Source organism: Nonomuraea sp. NPDC050643, assembly GCF_040654715.1.
Lineage (GTDB): Bacteria > Actinomycetota > Actinomycetes > Streptosporangiales > Streptosporangiaceae > Nonomuraea.
Map to the genome: position 1 here is coordinate 178,977 of NZ_JBFAIM010000001.1, position 15,494 is coordinate 194,470.

At 70.7% G+C, this 15,494-nt stretch carries 16 protein-coding genes; 11 read left to right on the forward strand and 5 right to left on the reverse strand.

The window, feature by feature from the left end; translation table 11 throughout:
• Positions 1-3 precede the first annotated feature (3 nt).
• The 3 genes from AB0I15_RS00780 (at position 4) to map (ending at position 2,102) form a co-directional block, all read left to right on the forward strand.
• A complete protein-coding gene (locus AB0I15_RS00780; RefSeq protein ID WP_358087978.1) occupies positions 4-531 on the forward strand; it encodes a PadR family transcriptional regulator in 528 nt (175 codons plus the stop codon).
• Positions 528-1,253, forward strand: a complete 726-nt coding sequence (locus AB0I15_RS00785; protein WP_358087981.1) for a siderophore-interacting protein — start codon at positions 528-530, stop codon at positions 1,251-1,253. Before AB0I15_RS00780 ends, AB0I15_RS00785 begins: the two co-directional genes overlap by 4 nt.
• 81 nt (positions 1,254-1,334) lie before the next feature.
• On the forward strand, positions 1,335-2,102 hold the full coding sequence (gene map / locus AB0I15_RS00790) for a type I methionyl aminopeptidase (RefSeq protein ID WP_358087984.1): 768 nt from the start codon (positions 1,335-1,337) through the stop codon (positions 2,100-2,102).
• Here the strand turns inward: map and AB0I15_RS00795 are convergent.
• Positions 2,089-3,342 carry an acyltransferase gene (locus tag AB0I15_RS00795; RefSeq protein ID WP_358087987.1) on the reverse strand — a complete coding sequence of 418 codons (1,254 nt, stop codon included), beginning with the start codon at positions 3,340-3,342 and terminating at the stop codon, positions 2,089-2,091. The genes map and AB0I15_RS00795 overlap by 14 nt on opposite strands.
• 266 nt (positions 3,343-3,608) lie before the next feature.
• Here AB0I15_RS00795 and AB0I15_RS00800 point away from each other — a divergent pair, with 266 nt between their 5' ends.
• The gene (locus AB0I15_RS00800) at positions 3,609-3,893 is read left to right on the forward strand and encodes a hypothetical protein (protein WP_358087990.1); all 285 of its coding nucleotides are present in this window, start codon (positions 3,609-3,611) and stop codon (positions 3,891-3,893) included.
• 88 nt (positions 3,894-3,981) lie between these two features.
• On the opposite strand, the gene AB0I15_RS00805 is transcribed toward AB0I15_RS00800, so the two are convergent.
• Positions 3,982-4,908, reverse strand: a complete 927-nt coding sequence (locus tag AB0I15_RS00805) for an adenosine deaminase (RefSeq protein ID WP_358087993.1) — start codon at positions 4,906-4,908, stop codon at positions 3,982-3,984.
• 88 nt (positions 4,909-4,996) lie between these two features.
• On the opposite strand from AB0I15_RS00805, the gene AB0I15_RS00810 reads away from it, so the two are divergent.
• Complete coding sequence (locus tag AB0I15_RS00810; protein ID WP_358087997.1) at positions 4,997-6,139, forward strand: helix-turn-helix domain-containing protein; 1,143 nt, start codon at positions 4,997-4,999, stop codon at positions 6,137-6,139.
• Here the strand turns inward: AB0I15_RS00810 and AB0I15_RS00815 are convergent.
• Positions 6,104-7,285, reverse strand: coding sequence for an amidohydrolase family protein (locus AB0I15_RS00815; protein WP_358087999.1), 1,182 nt, complete (start codon positions 7,283-7,285; stop codon positions 6,104-6,106). The two genes, AB0I15_RS00810 and AB0I15_RS00815, sit on opposite strands and share 36 nt — an antisense overlap.
• 217 nt (positions 7,286-7,502) lie before the next feature.
• Between AB0I15_RS00815 and AB0I15_RS00820 the strand changes: the two genes are divergently transcribed.
• The 5 genes from AB0I15_RS00820 (at position 7,503) to AB0I15_RS00840 (ending at position 11,771) form a co-directional block, all read left to right on the forward strand.
• Entirely contained in the window at positions 7,503-8,555 is a 1,053-nt protein-coding gene (locus tag AB0I15_RS00820) for an ABC transporter substrate-binding protein (RefSeq protein WP_358088002.1), read from the forward strand.
• A complete protein-coding gene (locus AB0I15_RS00825) occupies positions 8,552-9,304 on the forward strand; it encodes an ABC transporter ATP-binding protein (protein ID WP_358088005.1) in 753 nt (250 codons plus the stop codon). Before AB0I15_RS00820 ends, AB0I15_RS00825 begins: the two co-directional genes overlap by 4 nt.
• On the forward strand, positions 9,301-10,050 hold the full coding sequence (locus AB0I15_RS00830; RefSeq protein ID WP_358088007.1) for an ABC transporter permease subunit: 750 nt from the start codon (positions 9,301-9,303) through the stop codon (positions 10,048-10,050). The genes AB0I15_RS00825 and AB0I15_RS00830 overlap by 4 nt, the downstream gene beginning before the upstream one ends.
• Positions 10,047-10,826 (forward strand): ABC transporter permease subunit, encoded by a 780-nt coding sequence (locus AB0I15_RS00835; protein ID WP_358088010.1) that lies wholly within the window; start codon positions 10,047-10,049, stop codon positions 10,824-10,826. Before AB0I15_RS00830 ends, AB0I15_RS00835 begins: the two co-directional genes overlap by 4 nt.
• A gap of 90 nt (positions 10,827-10,916) precedes the next feature.
• A complete protein-coding gene (locus tag AB0I15_RS00840; RefSeq protein ID WP_358088013.1) occupies positions 10,917-11,771 on the forward strand; it encodes a hypothetical protein in 855 nt (284 codons plus the stop codon).
• A gap of 213 nt (positions 11,772-11,984) precedes the next feature.
• Here the strand turns inward: AB0I15_RS00840 and AB0I15_RS00845 are convergent, their stop codons facing one another.
• On the reverse strand, positions 11,985-12,782 hold the full coding sequence (locus AB0I15_RS00845; protein ID WP_358088015.1) for a CAP domain-containing protein: 798 nt from the start codon (positions 12,780-12,782) through the stop codon (positions 11,985-11,987).
• 226 nt (positions 12,783-13,008) lie between these two features.
• Here AB0I15_RS00845 and AB0I15_RS00850 point away from each other — a divergent pair, with 226 nt between their 5' ends.
• Positions 13,009-13,773 carry a class I SAM-dependent methyltransferase gene (locus AB0I15_RS00850; protein WP_358088018.1) on the forward strand — a complete coding sequence of 255 codons (765 nt, stop codon included), beginning with the start codon at positions 13,009-13,011 and terminating at the stop codon, positions 13,771-13,773.
• 106 nt (positions 13,774-13,879) lie between these two features.
• Here AB0I15_RS00850 and dacB read toward each other — a convergent pair whose 3' ends face one another.
• Positions 13,880-15,424, reverse strand: a complete 1,545-nt coding sequence (dacB, locus tag AB0I15_RS00855; protein WP_358088021.1) for a D-alanyl-D-alanine carboxypeptidase/D-alanyl-D-alanine-endopeptidase — start codon at positions 15,422-15,424, stop codon at positions 13,880-13,882.
• Positions 15,425-15,494 lie beyond the last annotated feature (70 nt).

A 15,494-nucleotide genomic window follows, 5' to 3' on the forward strand; every position in this document is an offset into this window, starting at 1 on the left:
CCCATGATGAACGCGCGTCGCAGTACGGGCGCGGGCGGTCTGGGCCCCACGGGACGCTTCTTCGGTCCCGGTGAGCTGCGCCTGGCCATCCTCGCCCTCGTCGCCGAGCAACCGGGCCACGGCTACCAGATCATGAGCCGCCTCGCCGAGCGTTTCAACGGCACCTACGAGCCCAGCGCCGGCTCCATCTACCCCACCCTCCAACTGCTGGAGGACGAGGGCCTCGTCCGCGTCGAGCAGGAAGAGGGCCGCAAGGTCCACCACGCCACCGCCGAGGGCCGCCGGGCGGTGGACGAGCAGGCCGAGGAGATCGAGCGGCTGTGGAGCCGCGCGGCCAGCAGGGGTGAGTGGGGGATGTTCCGCGAGCCCGAGGCCGCCGAGATCATCGGCCCCGCGCTGCGCATGGTCAAGGCGGCCGTGAAGACGCTCGCCCACGCCCATGGCGACCCGAGGGTGGTCGAGCGGATCCAGGAGATCTTCGTGGCCGCCCGTCGTGAGATCGAGGACCTCGACCCCAGGAGGCGGCGATGACCCGGCCGACGATCGCCCGCAGGCTGCTCGACCGGATGTTCGTCACCGGGGAGGTCGTCGAGGTCGAGACGGTGGCCGCCCGCATGCGGCGGATCAGGATCGGGGGAGCGGCCCTGGCGGGCCTGAGGTGGACGCCCGGCCAGCACGTACGGCTGCTGATCGGCGCGGGCGGCCTGCTCGGCGGCGTCCTGCGCACCTACTCGGTCTGGCACCACGACCCGGCCTGGGAGGCCGTCGATCTCATCGGGTACGACCACGGCGGCGACTCGCCCGGCGCGTCCTGGGTCAGGAACGCCGAGCCCGGTCAGGGGGTCGCCTTTACCCGCCCTGAGGGAGGCTTCGTGGTGCGGCCGGAGGCGGCGTACCACCTGTTCGCCGGGGAGGAAACGGCCTCGGTGGCGTTCGGCGCGATGCTGCGGGCGTTGCCGGAGGGCGCGAGCGCGTTCGGCGCGGTGGAGGCCGACGGGCCCGACGGCCATCTCGACCTGCCCGGAGACCTGGTCAGGGTGTGCCGGGACGGCGCGCCGGCGGCGCGTTCGCAGGTGCTGGTGAACGCGGTCAGGGAGCTGGACCTGCCCGCCGGGCCGGGCGTGGCCTACCTCGCGGGGGAGGCCCGCACGATCCAGGCCGTACGCGCCCACCTGGTCGATGAGCGCGGCTGGCAGCGCCGCGACGTGCGGACGAAGCCCTTCTGGACGCCGGGACGGAAGGGGATGGACTGAGCGGGGCAGAGGGGCCTCCTCAGTCGACACGGCTGTGATCCGTGATAATAATACCGGTATAGTTATCGACTAGGAGGGGCCGTGATCGAGCTCAAGTCAGCCGGTGAGATAGCCGCGATGCGGGAGGCCGGCAAGGTCGTGGCCGCCGTCCAGGCCGCGGTGGAGGATCGAGCCGCAGTGGGCGTGTCGTTGCAGCAACTCGACGAGGTGGCCAGGGCGGTCATCGAGGAGGCGAAGGCGGGGGCGTCGTTCCTCGGCTACCACCCGTCGTTCGGGGCGATGCCGTACCCGGGGGTGATCTGCACCTCGGTGAACGGGGTCATGCTGCACGGGCTGCCGTCGCCGTACCGGCTGCGGGACGGTGACCTGCTCAGCGTGGACTGCGGCGCGTACGTCGACGGCTGGCACGCCGACGGCACCGTCAGCTTCGCCGTCGGGCAGGCCCGCGAGGAGGACCTCAAGCTGATCCGGGCCGCGGAGGAGACGCTCGCCGCAGGCATCGAGGCGGCCCGGCCCGGCGGCAGGATGGGCGACATCGGCCACGCGATGTCCACGGTCGGGCGCGGCGCCGGTTACGGCATGCAGAACGACTTCGGCGGCCACGGCATCGGCCGGGCCATGCACGAGTCGCCGTTCGTGCCCAACGAGGCCAGCAGGGGACGCGGGCTGCGGCTGCGCCCCGGACTGGTGATCGCCATCGAGCCCAGCCTGATGGCCGGCGGGGGCGACGGCTACTACATGTCCTCCGACGGCTGGTCGGTGTGCTCGGCGGACGGGAGCAGGAGCGTGCACGTCGAGCACACGGTGGCCATCACCGCCGACGGCCCGGTCATCCTCACCCTGCCGTAGGCTCGCGCATCCCGAACAGGAACCTCGTCACCCTGGTCCGCCGTACCAGGATGTCGTAGACGCCGACGGTCAGGACGAGCGAGAGCGCCACGATCACCAGGTACTCCACCAGGATCGGCGCGTGCAGGCCGACCACGAGGTAGGCCACGGCCACGACGATCGGCTGGTGCAGGATGTAGAGCGGGAGCACGGCCGAGGCCAGGTAGGCGTACAGCCGCCGGGGCGGCCGGCTCTCCGATGACGGCGACGGTGACGGTTTCGGCGACGGCGACGGCGACGGCGAGGCGGGGCGCGGGCGGTCGAGGGCGCCGAGTATCGCCACCAGCCAGCACCATCCGGCCATGCCGTACAGGGCCCGTACCCCGGCCGCGAGCGGGGTCAGGTCCGTGAACGCGTCCGCGCCGGGCGCGTCGCCCGCGATGACGAAGCCGGGCACCCCCACCGCCATCAGCGCGATCCCCGCGATGGCCGCGGGCACCCAGTCCCGCCGCATCGCCGTACGGAAGCCCCGGTCGGTCACGAACAGGAACCCGTACAGGAAGAAGACCAGGTACGCCCACCGGCTCCAGCCGCCGAACGCCTCCTCCAGCCCCACCAGCGCGCAGACCAGCGCGACCGGCAGCCCGAGCAGCAGCAGTGCCCCGCGCGGCCGGGAGATCGCGAGGAGCCGGTCGCGTGTGCGCCGCGCCCAGCCGTGCGGAACCCAGCGCACCAGCGGCGAGAGCAGGAGCGAGAACGTGAGCAGCAGCACCACGAACCACAGGTGCCCGGTCTCGAAATACTCCCCCTCCAGGACGAACGGGAAGTCGCCCGGCTCCAGCCGCACCGAGAAGAACCTTGGCAGGAACTCCAGGTAGGACTCGGTGTAGGCCGGATCGGCCCGTAGCCGCAGCCACTGGGGGACCGGGATGATCGTGAGCGTGGCGAACACCAGCGGCACTCCGAGCCGCGTCAACCGCTCCACGGCGAACCCGCCCGCCCCGCGCCGGCGCATCGAATGCCACGACCCGAGCCCGGCGATGAGGAACAGCAGCGGCATCGCCCAGATCACGCAGAGCGCGGCGATGATGAACGTGATGTCGGTCGTCTCCGCGTTCTTGACGTAGAAGTCGTCACGCGAGTCGAACACCATCGACGAGTGGAAGAACACCAGCCCGACGACCACGAGGGCCCGCATCGCGTCGAGTTCGGGGCGCCGTTCGGAAGCCGCCTGGGCGGAATGTCCGGTATGTGTGGTCATGATCCCTCCCGCGACACGCTCCAGTCTGGGGCCACGGGAGGTCCCGGCGCCATGGTCATGAATCGGCCAGTACGAGGGCGACCGCTCTTCAGGCTACGCACAGCGATTAACCATGGAGAACGGTCTCCGTCGCCTATTCCGCCAACTGCCATGTTTGCCCAGGTCAAGAGCAAAAATCGGAGTGTTTGTCGAAAGAGGGCATAGGGCAGATCTCCTGCCGATAGCTACGGAGAGTAGTCGTCGTTAGGCTCCAGAGGAGATTCGATATGTACAGACAAGGGCTCATCCTGGCCGGGCTCGTCGGTGGCCTGCTCGTGTCCGGCGGCTCCGCGCTCGCGGCGACGCCCGGCGACTTCGCCGCGAAGACGGCCGCCTGGCCGCGGGCGAACGAGGACGGGGAGAGGCACCTCCTCATCTGTGGTAACGAGAACATCCTGGCTGACGGAGAGGTCAACAACAGCACGAGCGGCGTGCTCGTCCTCGAGACCGGCGACATCCTGAGCCAGATCCTCGGCATCAAGAGCACCGACACCAAGTGCGCCATCAGCTAGTGTCCATCCTCGGCAGCTGAGAAGCGTGCTTCAGGGGCCCGCCCGAAGGTGGGCCCCTCCGCCGTGCTCGGCCCTCGTCCGGCCGTGCTCAGCCCTCGTACGCGAAAGAGGCCTCGAAGGAATTACGGGCGATCCGATCGAGTTGCTCGCCGGTCATCCCGAGCTCGCGCCGCAACGCTTCGTAGTTGTCCTCGACGTAGCCGCCGAAATATGCGGGATCGTCGGAGTTGACCGTCACGACCAGCCCCTCGTCCAGCATCGCGGGCAGAATGTGGTCCCGCAGGGACGGCACCGCCCGCAGCCGTACGTTCGACAGCGGGCACACGGTCAGCGGGATCCGCTCGGCCCGCAGCCTGGCCACGAGCTGCGGATCCTCCATCGCCCTGATGCCGTGGTCCACGCGCTCGACGCGCAGGATGTCCAGCGCCTCCCACACGTAGTCGGGCCCGCCCTCCTCGCCCGCGTGCGCCACCCGGCGCAGCCCCTCCGCCGCGGCCATGTCGAAGACCCGCCGGAACAACGACGGCGGATAACCCACCTCCGCCGAGTCCAGCCCCACCCCGATGAACCGCTCCCGGTACGGCAGCGCCGCCCGCAGCACCCGCTCGGCCTCCTCCGCGCCCCGGTCCCGCAGGAAGCAGAGGATCAGCGCGGTGGACACCTCACTGTCCTTCAGCGCCGCCGACAGCCCTCCGAACACCACCTCGAGAGGAACGCCCCTGCTCAGATGGGCCTGCGGGTCGAAGAAGATCTCCGCGTGCCGCACCCCCTGCCCGGCCGCCCGGCGCAGGTAGGCGGCGGCCAGATCGTAGAAGTCCTCCTCGGCGCGCAGGACCGCCATGTTCTCGTAGTAGACGTCCAGGAACGACCGCAGATCGGTGAAGGAGTAGCGCGCCCGGATCGCGTCCACGTCGAAGGTCGGCAGGTCGATCCGGTTACGCCTGGCCAGCTCGACGACGAGCTCGGGTTCCAGGGTGCCTTCGATGTGCAGGTGGAGTTCCGCTTTGGGACGCATGACAACGAGTAAACCGGACCCTGATAGTGCGAGGTATCGTGCGAACCTCTGAACTTGGGGTCATTGACCTGGCATAACATCAGATCTCATGAGGCTGGCGGACCTGCTCGCGCGCGAGGACCTACGGCTGACGGCGGTGACCGGCACCGAGGGGCTCAAGCGTGAGATCCGCCGCGCCTACCCGACCGACCTGCCCGACCCCCGGCGCTATCTGCGGTCCGGCGACCTCGTCCTCACCAGCGGCGTCTGGTACACCGAGCCGGCCGACTGCGAGCGCTTCGCCGACGCGCTGTGGGCCAGCGACGTCGCCGGCCTGGTCGTGGGCCTGATCGTGCTGGGCGAGCTGCCCGCGGAGTTGGTCGAGGCGTGCGAGCGCAGGCGCCTGCCGCTGCTGCTGGCCGCCCCCGACCAGTCGTTCGGCGCGATCACCGAGGTCGTGACCGTCGAGGGCTTCGCCACCGAGCAGCGCAGGGCCGAGCGGGTCCGGGCGCAGACCCTGCTCGACGTGCTGGGCCACATCCCGCCCGGCGAGGTGTCGGCGCACCTGCGGCTGCTCGGCGCCGATCCCGGCCTGCCGACCGCGGCGATGGCGGTCACCCGGACCGGCGGCCCCGAGCACGACCTGCCCGAGCTGCTGCACGAGGGCCTGGCCAGGAAGGGCCGGCACCTGATCGTGGGCGGCACGCCGGGCGAGGCGATCGTGCTGGTCAACGGCCGGGCCTCCCGCAAGAGCCTGGCCGACGAGCTGCGCGGCCTGATCGCGGAGCGGCCGGGGACGAGCATCGCGGCCGGGATCAGCGAGATGGCGGCCAGCGTCTCGCAGCTCGGCGAGGCCCTGGAGACGGCCAGGCGCGGCATGGAGTCCGCGCGCAGCGGCCCAGGGCCCGTGTCGATCATGTCGGTGGCCGACATCGACAGCTTCGACCTGCTGCTGGCCGCACTGCCGGCCAGCGTGCGCAGGTCCTTCCGCGACCACCTGCTCGGGCCCGTGCTCGACTACGACGCGCGGCACGGCTCCGAGCTGCTGCGCACGCTCGACATCTTCCTGGAGACCTGCGGGTCCTGGCAGCGCACGGCCGACGAGCTGTACGTGCACGTCAACACCCTGCGCTACCGGATGCAGCGCATCGAGGAGCTCACCGGGCGGCGGATGTCGTCGATGCGCGACCGTACCGACCTCTATCTGGCGCTGCGGTCAGGGCAGGCGGCCCGCGACGACACGGCCCCGTGAGACCACGGCCACGATGTTCTCGGCGGCCAGGTCCTCGATGCGCTCCCACGGCCGGCCGCGCAGCACCACCAGGTCGGCGCCGAGCCCGGGCGCGATCCTGCCCACGGGCACGCCGATCGAGTCGGCCGCGTCGGAGGTGGCCGCGCGCAGCGCCGACTCCGCGTCCATGCCGAGGATGCGCGTCATGTGCACGACCTCGGCGAACTGGTCGCCGAACTGCACGTGGTGGCCGTTGGCGTCGGTGCCGAGCACGAACCGCACCCCCAGCGCGGCGGCCTGGGCCAGCAGCACGTCACGGGTGGCGACCAGCTCGGCGGCCTTGGCCATGGCCTCCGGCGTGACCGGGACACGGCCGGCGGCGATGGCCTCGTTGATCAGCAGCGTCGGCGCGACCGGGGTGCCGCGGGCGGCCAGCGTCTCGGCCAGGTCCCTGCTCATGAGCGTGCCGTGCTCGATGGAGTCGACGCCCTCCTCGACGGCCACGCGGATGCCGTCCTCGGAGTGGGCGTGCGAGGCCACCAGCATGCCGAGCGCGTGCGCCTCGTCGACGACCGCCCTGATCTCGTCGCGGGTGTAGTTGCGCCAGGCGTTCTTGTCGCCGATCGAGAGCACGCCGCCGCTGGTGGTGAGCTTGATGCCGTCCATGCCGGCGCGGGCCCAGGTGCGTACGAGCTTGCGGCACTCGTCGGGCCCGTCGGCCGTCGGCTTCCGGCCCGGGAACGCCGGCGGCACGAACAGGTCGTTGTGCCCGGCGGTCATCCCGACCACGCCGTGCACCTGGATGCGCGGCCCCGGCAGCACCCCGGAGTCGAAGACCCGGCGCAGCGCGATCTGGGCCTCGTCGCCCGCCAGGTCGCGCAGCGTGGTGACGCCGTGCCGCATGGCCCGCTGGGCGTGGGCGGCGCCGTGCAGCACCTGCTCGTCCCTGGTGGTGACCAGCGGCCAGGTCGCGAAGTCCGGCGGGTCGCCGGGGCCCGCGTGCCCGACGAGGTGCACGTGCGTGTCGACCAGGCCGGGGAGCACGCACAGGTCGGCGCGGAGCTGCGGTGCGGAGTCCACGCCGGTGATCCGGTCGGGCTCCCAGCTCAGGTCGACCGGGCCGCGATATTCGGTACCGTCCCAAAGGGGGATTCCGTCGAGTCTCATTTCACGCTCGACGCTACCGGAGCCCTGGGGCGGCTGGAGGGATCTACGGTCCTCACGCGGCCCTCTCGTAGGGACCTACAGGGCCCGCCAGCGCTTTTCCGGCGTTCCCGCTCACGGCCGCATCCCTGGTCATGTTGTCCCAAACCATCGTCACACGATGGTAATAATCGATAGATACCGTCCTGACCTGCATGTTCACGGCCGTTCAAGGAGAATTATGGCTACCCTCGACCGTCGCGCGTTCCTGCGGACAACAGGTCTGGCCGGTCTGGCGCTCGGTCTGGCCGCCTGCGGCGACACCGGCACCACCTCCACGTCGTCGTCGTCCGGCGGCGGGTTCGGGTCGGTCAAGCTCCAGCTCTCCTGGAAGAAGAACGTCGAGTTCGCCGGTGAATACTTCGCCGACAGCAAGGGCTACTTCAAGGCCGCCGGTTTCACGCAGGTCGAGCTCCTGTCAGGCGGCGGCTCCGGCACCTCGGTCGAGTCGGGCCTGGCCACGGGCCGCTGCTGGGCAGGCCTGTCCGCGCCCACCATCACCGCCCCGGCCATCCTCCAGGGCGCCCCGCTGAAGATCGTCGGCGCGACGTTCCAGAAGAACCCGTTCGCGATCATCTCCCTGAACAAGAACCCGATCAAGGACGCCAAGGACCTGGTCGGCAAGAAGATCGGCGTCCAGGACTCCAACGAACTGGTCTGGAACGCGCTGCTCAAGGCCAACGGGCTCGACGCGTCGAGCGTGACGCGGGTGCCGTTCCAGTCCGACCCCTCGATGCTCACCTCCGGCCAGCTCGACGGGTACGTCGGCTTCGTCACCAGCGGCCCCGTACGGCTGCGGATGGGCGGCCACGACCCGGCGTACCTGTTGCTCGCCGACGCCGGCCTGCCGCTGGTCGCCGAGACGTTCACGGTCACGCAGGAGACCATCGACAAGGAGCGCGACAAGCTCAAGGCGTTCCTGACCGCCGAGATCAAGGGCTGGAAGGACGCCATCGCCGACCCGGCCAAGTCCGCCGAGCTGGCCGCCACCGTCTACGGCAAAGACCAGAACCTCGACGTCAAGGAGCAGACGGAGGAGGCCAAGATGCAGAACGACCTCGTCGTCACCCCTGACGCCAAGGCCAACGGCCTGTTCACCATGACGCCCGAGCTGGTCGCACAGAACATCGAGTCGCTGGCCAAGGCCGGGCTGGCCATCAAGGCCGAGCAGCTCTTCGACCTGACGATCCTGGACGAGATCTACAAGGCCGACCCGAGCCTGAAGCTGTCATGACCGGCATCGCCATCACCGGGCTGAGCAAGACCTTCGGCAAGGGCCTGACCGCCGTCCAGGGCGTCGACCTCCAGACGCCGAAGGGCTCGTTCCTGTCACTGCTCGGCCCGTCCGGCTGCGGCAAGTCCACGGTGCTGCGCATCCTCGCCGGCCTCGAGCGGCCCACGACGGGCGAGATCCTGGTGAACGGCGAGACCCCCGAAGAGCTGCGCAGGAGCCACCACCTCGGCATCGCCTTCCAGGACTCGGCCCTGCTGGCCTGGCGCAGCGTCGCGGCCAACATCCGGCTGCCGCTGGAGGTGGCCGGGATCAGGCCGGAGCCGGGCGTGATCGAGGACCTGATCAAGCTGGTCGGCCTGGAGGGCTTCGAGAAGGCCCGGCCGGCCGAGCTGTCCGGCGGCATGCGCCAGCGCGTGTCCATCGCCCGCGCCCTGGTGGTCAAGCCCAGCGTGCTGCTGCTCGACGAGCCGTTCGGCGCCCTGGACGACATGACCCGCCAGCGGCTCAACCTCGAACTGCTGCGCATCTGGACCGAGAAGCCCGCCACGACGCTGATGGTCACGCACGGCATCAGCGAGGCGATCTTCCTGTCGGACGTGGTCGCCGTCATGAGCCCGCGTCCCGGCCGGGTCGTCGAGATGGTGGAGATCGGCCTGCCACGCCCGCGTACGCCCGAGATGATGCGCACGCCCGAGTTCCACGCCATCCACGACCACCTCAGCGACCTGCTGTTCGGGCACGGCTCATGAGACGTGTCCAGGGGCTGCTCGGCGTCGTCGCCCTGATCGGGCTCTGGTGGCTGCTGGCCGTGACGGTGTTCGCCGGCGGCGGCGCGGTGCCCACTCCCTGGGCGGTGCTCGAATCCATGGGCGCGGACGGCTGGGCCTTCTACGGCCCGAACCTGTCCGCCACCCTGTCCGCCGGCGTCCAGGGCTTCCTGTGGGGCAACGGCCTGGCCATCGGCGTGGCGCTGCTGGTGCTGCTCGTGCCCAGGCTCGAGGCCGTCGCCACCCAGCTCGCGGTGATCAGCTACTGTGTCCCGCTGCTCGCGATCGGCCCGATCGTGCTGGTGGTCTTCGGCGGCGAGGCCACCGTGGTGTTCCTCGCGGCCATCTCGGTCTTCTTCACCACGCTCATCGGGGCCCTGCTCGGGCTGCGCTCCGCCGACCGTGCCAGCCTCGACCTCGTCACCGTGTACGGTGGCGGCCGCCTGGCCAGGCTCCGCTACGTACAGATCATCTCCGCCCTGCCCGGCACCTTCGCGGGCCTGAAGATCTCCGCCCCGTCCGCGCTGCTCGGCGCCATCATCGGCGAATACCTCGGCAGCAACGACCAGGGGCTCGGCGTCTCCCTGATGATCTCCCAGCAGCAGTTCCAGGTGCCGCGCACCTGGGGGCTCGCGCTCGTGGCCGGCCTGGTCGCCGGAGCCGGGTACGCGGTCGTCGCCCTCGTCGCCCGCCTGGTCACCCCCTGGTCGAGAGGCGAAACACAGTGATCGGCCGTACCATCCTGCGGGTCGTCGGGCCGCTCGTCCCCTCCGTGCTCATCGTCGTGGCCGCGTGGTGGCTGGCGCTGGAGGCGTTCGGGATCAGCCCGCTCGTGGGCAAGCGCCCGCCGCAGGTCTGGGCATACCTGACCGCGTCGGAGGCCCACCGCGAGGCCGTGTTCGGCGCGCTGGGCATCACGGTCAGGGACGCCGCCATCGGCTTCGCCACCGGCATGGCCGGCGCGATGGCCGTCGCCTTCGCGTTCGTGCTGTTCAGGACCGTCGAGCAGACGTTCATGCCGGTCGCCATGCTGCTGCGGTCGGTGCCGCTCGTGGTGATGACGCCGCTCATCACGCTCGTCTTCGGCAGGGACCTGCTGGGCGTGGCCGTCATCGGCGGCATCGTGGTCTTCTTCCCCGCCCTGGTCAACATCGCCTTCGGGCTGAGGTCCGCCTCGCCGCAGGCCACCGACCTGATCATGGCGTACGGCGGCACCCGGCTGACCGTCCTGCGCAAGGTGGCGATGCCGACGGCGATGCCCGCGGTCTTCGCCTCGGCCAGGATCTCCGTGCCCGCCTCGATCATCGGCGCGCTGATCGCCGAATGGCTGGCCACCGGGCAGGGCATCGGCGCCGAGATCCTGCGGGCGATCGGCGGGTTCCGCTACGACGAGGTGTGGGCGGACATCGTGGTGGTCACGGGGGTGTCCATCCTCGCGTACGCGGTCGTCGGCGTCGTCGAGTCGCTCGTGCTGGCCCGCTTCTCGGACCGCCCCACCGGGTGAGTTGCGTCTGACACCGTGTCAGGGCCTTCACTGGGGCGCATGTTCCCTTATGTCGGTTCAGGGCCGTACTGTTACGCGAACTCTCTGGCCATGATGCTCGGCCCCGCCGCCCCGCCGGCCGGGGTGATCGAGACGCTGACCGGGTCGCCGTTCGGCATGCAGCTCATCGGCGGCGCCAGGCCGTTCTTCGACCCCTACGGCTGGGACCCCGAGATCGGGCTCGACGCCGCCATCGACCTGCTCGGCCAGGAGTGCGACCGGAGCGACGCGGGCACCCCCGAGCAGGCGCTGGAGCGGCTGCGGGCCGCCGTGGCGCGCGGTCCCGCGCTGGCCGGGCCGGTGGACATGGCGCTGCTGCCCTACACGCCCGGCGGTGGCGGCGACCACTACGTCGTGGTCCTCGCCGTGGAGGGCGAGAGCGTCGTCGTGCACGATCCGCACGGTCATCCCTTCGCCACGCTGCCCGTCCCGGACTTCCTGGCCGCCTGGCGGGCCGAGGCGGTGGAGTATCTCGGCACCTCCTACGTGCTGCGGACCCGCTTCGCGCGCGTACGGGACGTCTCCGTCCCCGACGCGCTGCGCCGGTCGCTGCCCGCCGCCGCGCGCTGGCTGGACGGGCGCGACGATCTGCCGGTGCCGCCGGGGACGCTGGGCGGTGCCGCCGCCGCGCTGCGGCTGGCCGACCTGGTCGAGGCCGGGCTCGACGCCGAGGTGCGGGGGCTGCTCGTGCACTTCGGCGTGCGCGTGGGCGCCCGGCGGGCGGCCGACGCGGCCTCGTGCCTGGAGTCGATCGGCCTGGTGGAGGCGGCCTCGGCCGCCGCGGGTCAGGCCCGGGTGCTCGGGGCGGTGCAACATCCGCTGGTCACGGGCGATGACGCCGCCGTGGCGGCGGCCCTGCGGCGGCTCGCTCCCGGCTACGACCGGCTGCGCGCCGCGCTCGGCTGACCTCGGTGTTCCGGGGGTTGACTGCGGCGCGGCTGGGCTGGTCGTCGCTGTTCGAGGGTTGTGCGGGTGGTGATGCGGACCCGGCCGCGGTCCTGTGTGCGGGGGGAGGCGCGGCCGGGTCCGCCCGGAGGGGAGCGCGTGGGCGTGCGGTGGGAAACCGGCTCGGGGTGTGGCCGGTGAAAGCCCGACGCTCCCTTGGTTCGGGGGAGTGCGCTAACTGGTGGCGAAGTCCTGGGTCCAGGTGGGGCCCTTGGTGTGGTGCCCGACGCCGATGCGGGTGAAGGAGCAGTTCATGATGTTGGCCCGGTGGCCGGGGCTGTCGAGCCAGGCCCGCACCACGGCGGCGGCCGTGGGCTGGCCCTTGGCTATGTTCTCGCCGGCCAGGCGGAAGGCGAAGCCGGTCGCTTTGATGCGCTGGTCGAAGGAGCGGCCGTCACGCGAGTCGTGCGCGAAGTAGTTGTTGACCGCCATGTCCGTCGAGTGACGTTCGGCGGCGAGGTGCAGCTTGGGGTCGTGGACGAGGGCACGGCAGCCGCTCTTGGCCCTGGCCTGGTTGGTCAGCCTGACGACCGCCGTCTCGGGCGCCGAGGCGAAGCCGCCGGCCGACGCCGCGCGCCCGCCGCACGACAGCCTGGCCGAGCGGGACTGGTCGACGCGGCCCTGGGAGTCGAGCGCGACCACGTAGTAGCGGCGCTGGGTGCCGGTGCAGCGCACCTTCGCGGTGACGCGGCCGTTGCCGACGACCTGGGAGCCGCTCTTGACGACGGGATCGGCGCCCGACGCGGCGACCTTGATGCGCACCCGGAGCCGGGCCTCGTCCGCGCAGCCCGCCCTGGTGACCGTGCCGCGCACGAGGCCCGAAGAGACGACCGGCTTGGCGGCGAGCACCCGGCACGCCTGCGCGGCGGTCGCCACGGTGGCGGGTGCGGCGGACGCCTGGGCGGCGGGCGCCGGGAAGCTCAGAGCCAGAAGGCATCCGAGACAGGCCCATGCCTTGAGCTGTCCGCGCATCCTGTCCTCCGGTTGGGGGCTCGACACTGCGTCGAACCCGCATTCTGGCCCTCCTAAGTCGGCTATGTCCTGAAAAGCCAACCTCTACCTGGAGCTCCAAGTAGCTGAATCGTAATATGGCCCAGCTCGAACCGGGGTAAACCCCAGCGGCTCCTGCGATAGATCTCCGCGCGTGCGAGGAGCGGGGACAGGCTCCTTCGACCCGGATCGAGATCACTGGGCCAGAATGGCCCGCATGCCCACCACGCCCGAAGATCACATTGAGACCGCGCATCCCTCCCCGTTCAACGACTACGACCGTCTCGCCGAGGGGTACGCGGCCGAGAACGAGGTCAGCGTCCTGAACGCGTACTACGAACGGCCCGCGATGCTGGAGCTCGCCGGGGACGTGACCGGCCGGCGAATCCTCGACGCCGGCTGCGGCTCGGGTCCCCTGTTCTCCGCGCTACGCGATCGAGGCGCCGTCGTGACCGGCATCGACGCGAGTGCCGGGATGCTGGAGCTGGCCCGGCGGCGGCTGGGTGACGACGCGGATCTGCGGGTCGCCGACCTGGCGAGCCCGCTGCCCTTTCCCGACGACGCGTTCGACGACGTCATCGCGTCCCTGGTGCTGCACTACCTGGAGGACTGGGGACCGACACTGGCCGAGCTGCGCCGCGTGCTGAGGCCCGGCGGCCGGCTCCTCGTCTCGGTCGAGCATCCTTTCGTGATCCCCCTCATGCGTCACAGGGCCGGGGAGAAGGCCGGCTATTTCGGAACCCGTAACCGGATCGAAGAATGGACCATGGGTGGGCAGACCGCCCAGATGAGCTTCTGGGACCGGCCGCTGCACGCGATGACCGAGTCCTTCACCGCGGCCGGCTTCCGCATCAGCGTCATCAGCGAACCGCCGTTCGTGCCGGAAGCCCGCGAACTGTTCCCCGAGGAGTTCCGCGAGATCACCGGCCCGAGGTTCCTGGGCTTCCTGTTCTTCGTTCTGGAAGCCGGCTGACGGCGCCTGATAACGATCAATTGCGGTGACCGAGCGTTTCGGTGGGCGGGAGTCGCCCACCGAAACGCTCGGTCACCAGAGGGCCGCTGGAGGTGTCAGCCGGGTGCTAGCACTCGACGGGCTTGAGCCACGAGCACTCCAGGTCGCCCGCGGGAGCCTGGTCCGTGGCGCGGAGCGGAGCGGCGTCGCCGGCCGCCGCGGTCCTGGAGAACTGGGCGAGGCGAACGGCGATCTTGTCCTCGATGTCCTTCGGGGAGGCCGAAAGATACTGGTTCAGCATGATCGAGAAGATCAGCGGCTCGCCGTCGGCGCTGTTGACGTAGCCGGACAGCGAGGTGACGCCGGTCAGCGACCCGGTCTTGGCGTGGACGTTGTTCGCGGCCGGGGTGCCCCGCATCCGGTTGCGCAGGGTGCCGCCCACGAAACGGTCGGCGTTGCCGGCGATGGGGAGGGACTCGTACCAGGTGGCGTACCAGGGCCTGGTCCGTACGGCCGACAGGAGCTGCACGATCGAGCCCGGCGAGAAGCCGTCGCGGCGCGACAGCCCGGAGCCGTCCCGCATGTTGATCACCTGCACGCCGTTGGCCTTGGCGAAGTCGGTGCTGACCTTGAGCCCGGCCGACCACGTGCCCTGGTTCGCGACCTTGCGGCCCATGGCCTTGGTGAGGATCTCGGCGTGGATGTTGTTGCTCAGCTTCATGAACGGCACCAGCAGCTCGCCCAGCGTCATCGACTCATGGACGGCCAGCTCCTTGGCCGTCGAGGGCGTGGCCCCGGTGGTGCTCTGCCCGAGCACCTTGACGCCGTGCTTGGTCAGCGACCTGCGGAACAGCGACGACACGTACGCCGTCGGGTCGTCCACGGCCACCCACTCCTGGTACGGGTCCGCGACCGTACCGGTGATGACCACCGTGCGCGTGCCGTGCTGCCGCTCGATGAGCACGTCGGTCTCCGTGCCCACCGTGGCCCGATTGACGATCTTCAGATAGTCGGTCTCCGGCGTCGTGGACACCTTGACCTTGTCCCCGTCGGCCGCCACGGCCACGATCACCGAGCCCGCGTCGTAGTCCCGGTCGGGCGAGGCGGTCAGGGCCGAGATCGGGGCGGCGTAGTAGGCGGTCTCGTCGTCCCAGGTCCAGTCGTTGCCGAGGCGCTGGGAGTCGAACCAGGTGTCGTCGGCCACCAGCTTGCCGGTGACGACCTTGATACCCGCGGCGGCCACCTTCGCGGCCAGGGCGTCGTAGTCCTCGGCCAGCATGGTCGGGTCGCCGGTGCCGCGCAGCACCAGGTCGCCGGTCAGCACCGAGCCGACCTTGCGGCCGGCGTTCAGCACGGTGGTGGGGAAGCGGTAGCCGAGGCCGAGCGTCTCGGCCGCCGCCGCCGAGGTGAACAGCTTGGTGTTGGAGGCGGGGATGAGGAGCTTGCCGGCGTCGGTGGCGTACAGTTCCTCGCCGGTCTGGGCGCTCTTGACCACGACGCCCGCCCTGGCGATCGTGAGGCGTGAGTCGCTGAGGATCTGGTTGATGTCCTGGGTCAGGTCGGCCGCGCCCGCCGAGGGGTCGAGGGCGATGGCCGGGGAGGAGGGTCCGGACGCCCACGCGAGGGCCGCGACGAGCGCGCCCGCGACGAGGGAGGCTGAGGTGCGCCGCATGGGGTCTCCAAAGTGACTGGGGGATCGCTTGAGAGCATGGAACAGCGCAGTGAGCCTGTAATCCGCAAAT

What these genes read in the sequence shown, in the direction of transcription:
- AB0I15_RS00780 (WP_358087978.1), top strand. Translation starts at nt 4, where the DNA reads ATGATGAACGCGCGTCGCAGTACGGGCGCGGGCGGTCTGGGCCCCACG.
- AB0I15_RS00785 (WP_358087981.1), top strand. Translation starts at nt 528, where the DNA reads ATGACCCGGCCGACGATCGCCCGCAGGCTGCTCGACCGGATGTTCGTC.
- AB0I15_RS00795 (WP_358087987.1), bottom strand. Translation starts at nt 3,342, where the DNA reads ATGACCACACATACCGGACATTCCGCCCAGGCGGCTTCCGAACGGCGC.
- AB0I15_RS00800 (WP_358087990.1), top strand. Translation starts at nt 3,609, where the DNA reads ATGTACAGACAAGGGCTCATCCTGGCCGGGCTCGTCGGTGGCCTGCTC.
- AB0I15_RS00805 (WP_358087993.1), bottom strand. Translation starts at nt 4,908, where the DNA reads ATGCGTCCCAAAGCGGAACTCCACCTGCACATCGAAGGCACCCTGGAA.
- AB0I15_RS00810 (WP_358087997.1), top strand. Translation starts at nt 4,997, where the DNA reads ATGAGGCTGGCGGACCTGCTCGCGCGCGAGGACCTACGGCTGACGGCG.
- AB0I15_RS00815 (WP_358087999.1), bottom strand. Translation starts at nt 7,285, where the DNA reads ATGAGACTCGACGGAATCCCCCTTTGGGACGGTACCGAATATCGCGGC.
- AB0I15_RS00820 (WP_358088002.1), top strand. Translation starts at nt 7,503, where the DNA reads ATGGCTACCCTCGACCGTCGCGCGTTCCTGCGGACAACAGGTCTGGCC.
- AB0I15_RS00825 (WP_358088005.1), top strand. Translation starts at nt 8,552, where the DNA reads ATGACCGGCATCGCCATCACCGGGCTGAGCAAGACCTTCGGCAAGGGC.
- AB0I15_RS00830 (WP_358088007.1), top strand. Translation starts at nt 9,301, where the DNA reads ATGAGACGTGTCCAGGGGCTGCTCGGCGTCGTCGCCCTGATCGGGCTC.
- AB0I15_RS00840 (WP_358088013.1), top strand. Translation starts at nt 10,917, where the DNA reads ATGATGCTCGGCCCCGCCGCCCCGCCGGCCGGGGTGATCGAGACGCTG.
- AB0I15_RS00845 (WP_358088015.1), bottom strand. Translation starts at nt 12,782, where the DNA reads ATGCGCGGACAGCTCAAGGCATGGGCCTGTCTCGGATGCCTTCTGGCT.
- AB0I15_RS00850 (WP_358088018.1), top strand. Translation starts at nt 13,009, where the DNA reads ATGGCCCGCATGCCCACCACGCCCGAAGATCACATTGAGACCGCGCAT.
- dacB (WP_358088021.1), bottom strand. Translation starts at nt 15,424, where the DNA reads ATGCGGCGCACCTCAGCCTCCCTCGTCGCGGGCGCGCTCGTCGCGGCC.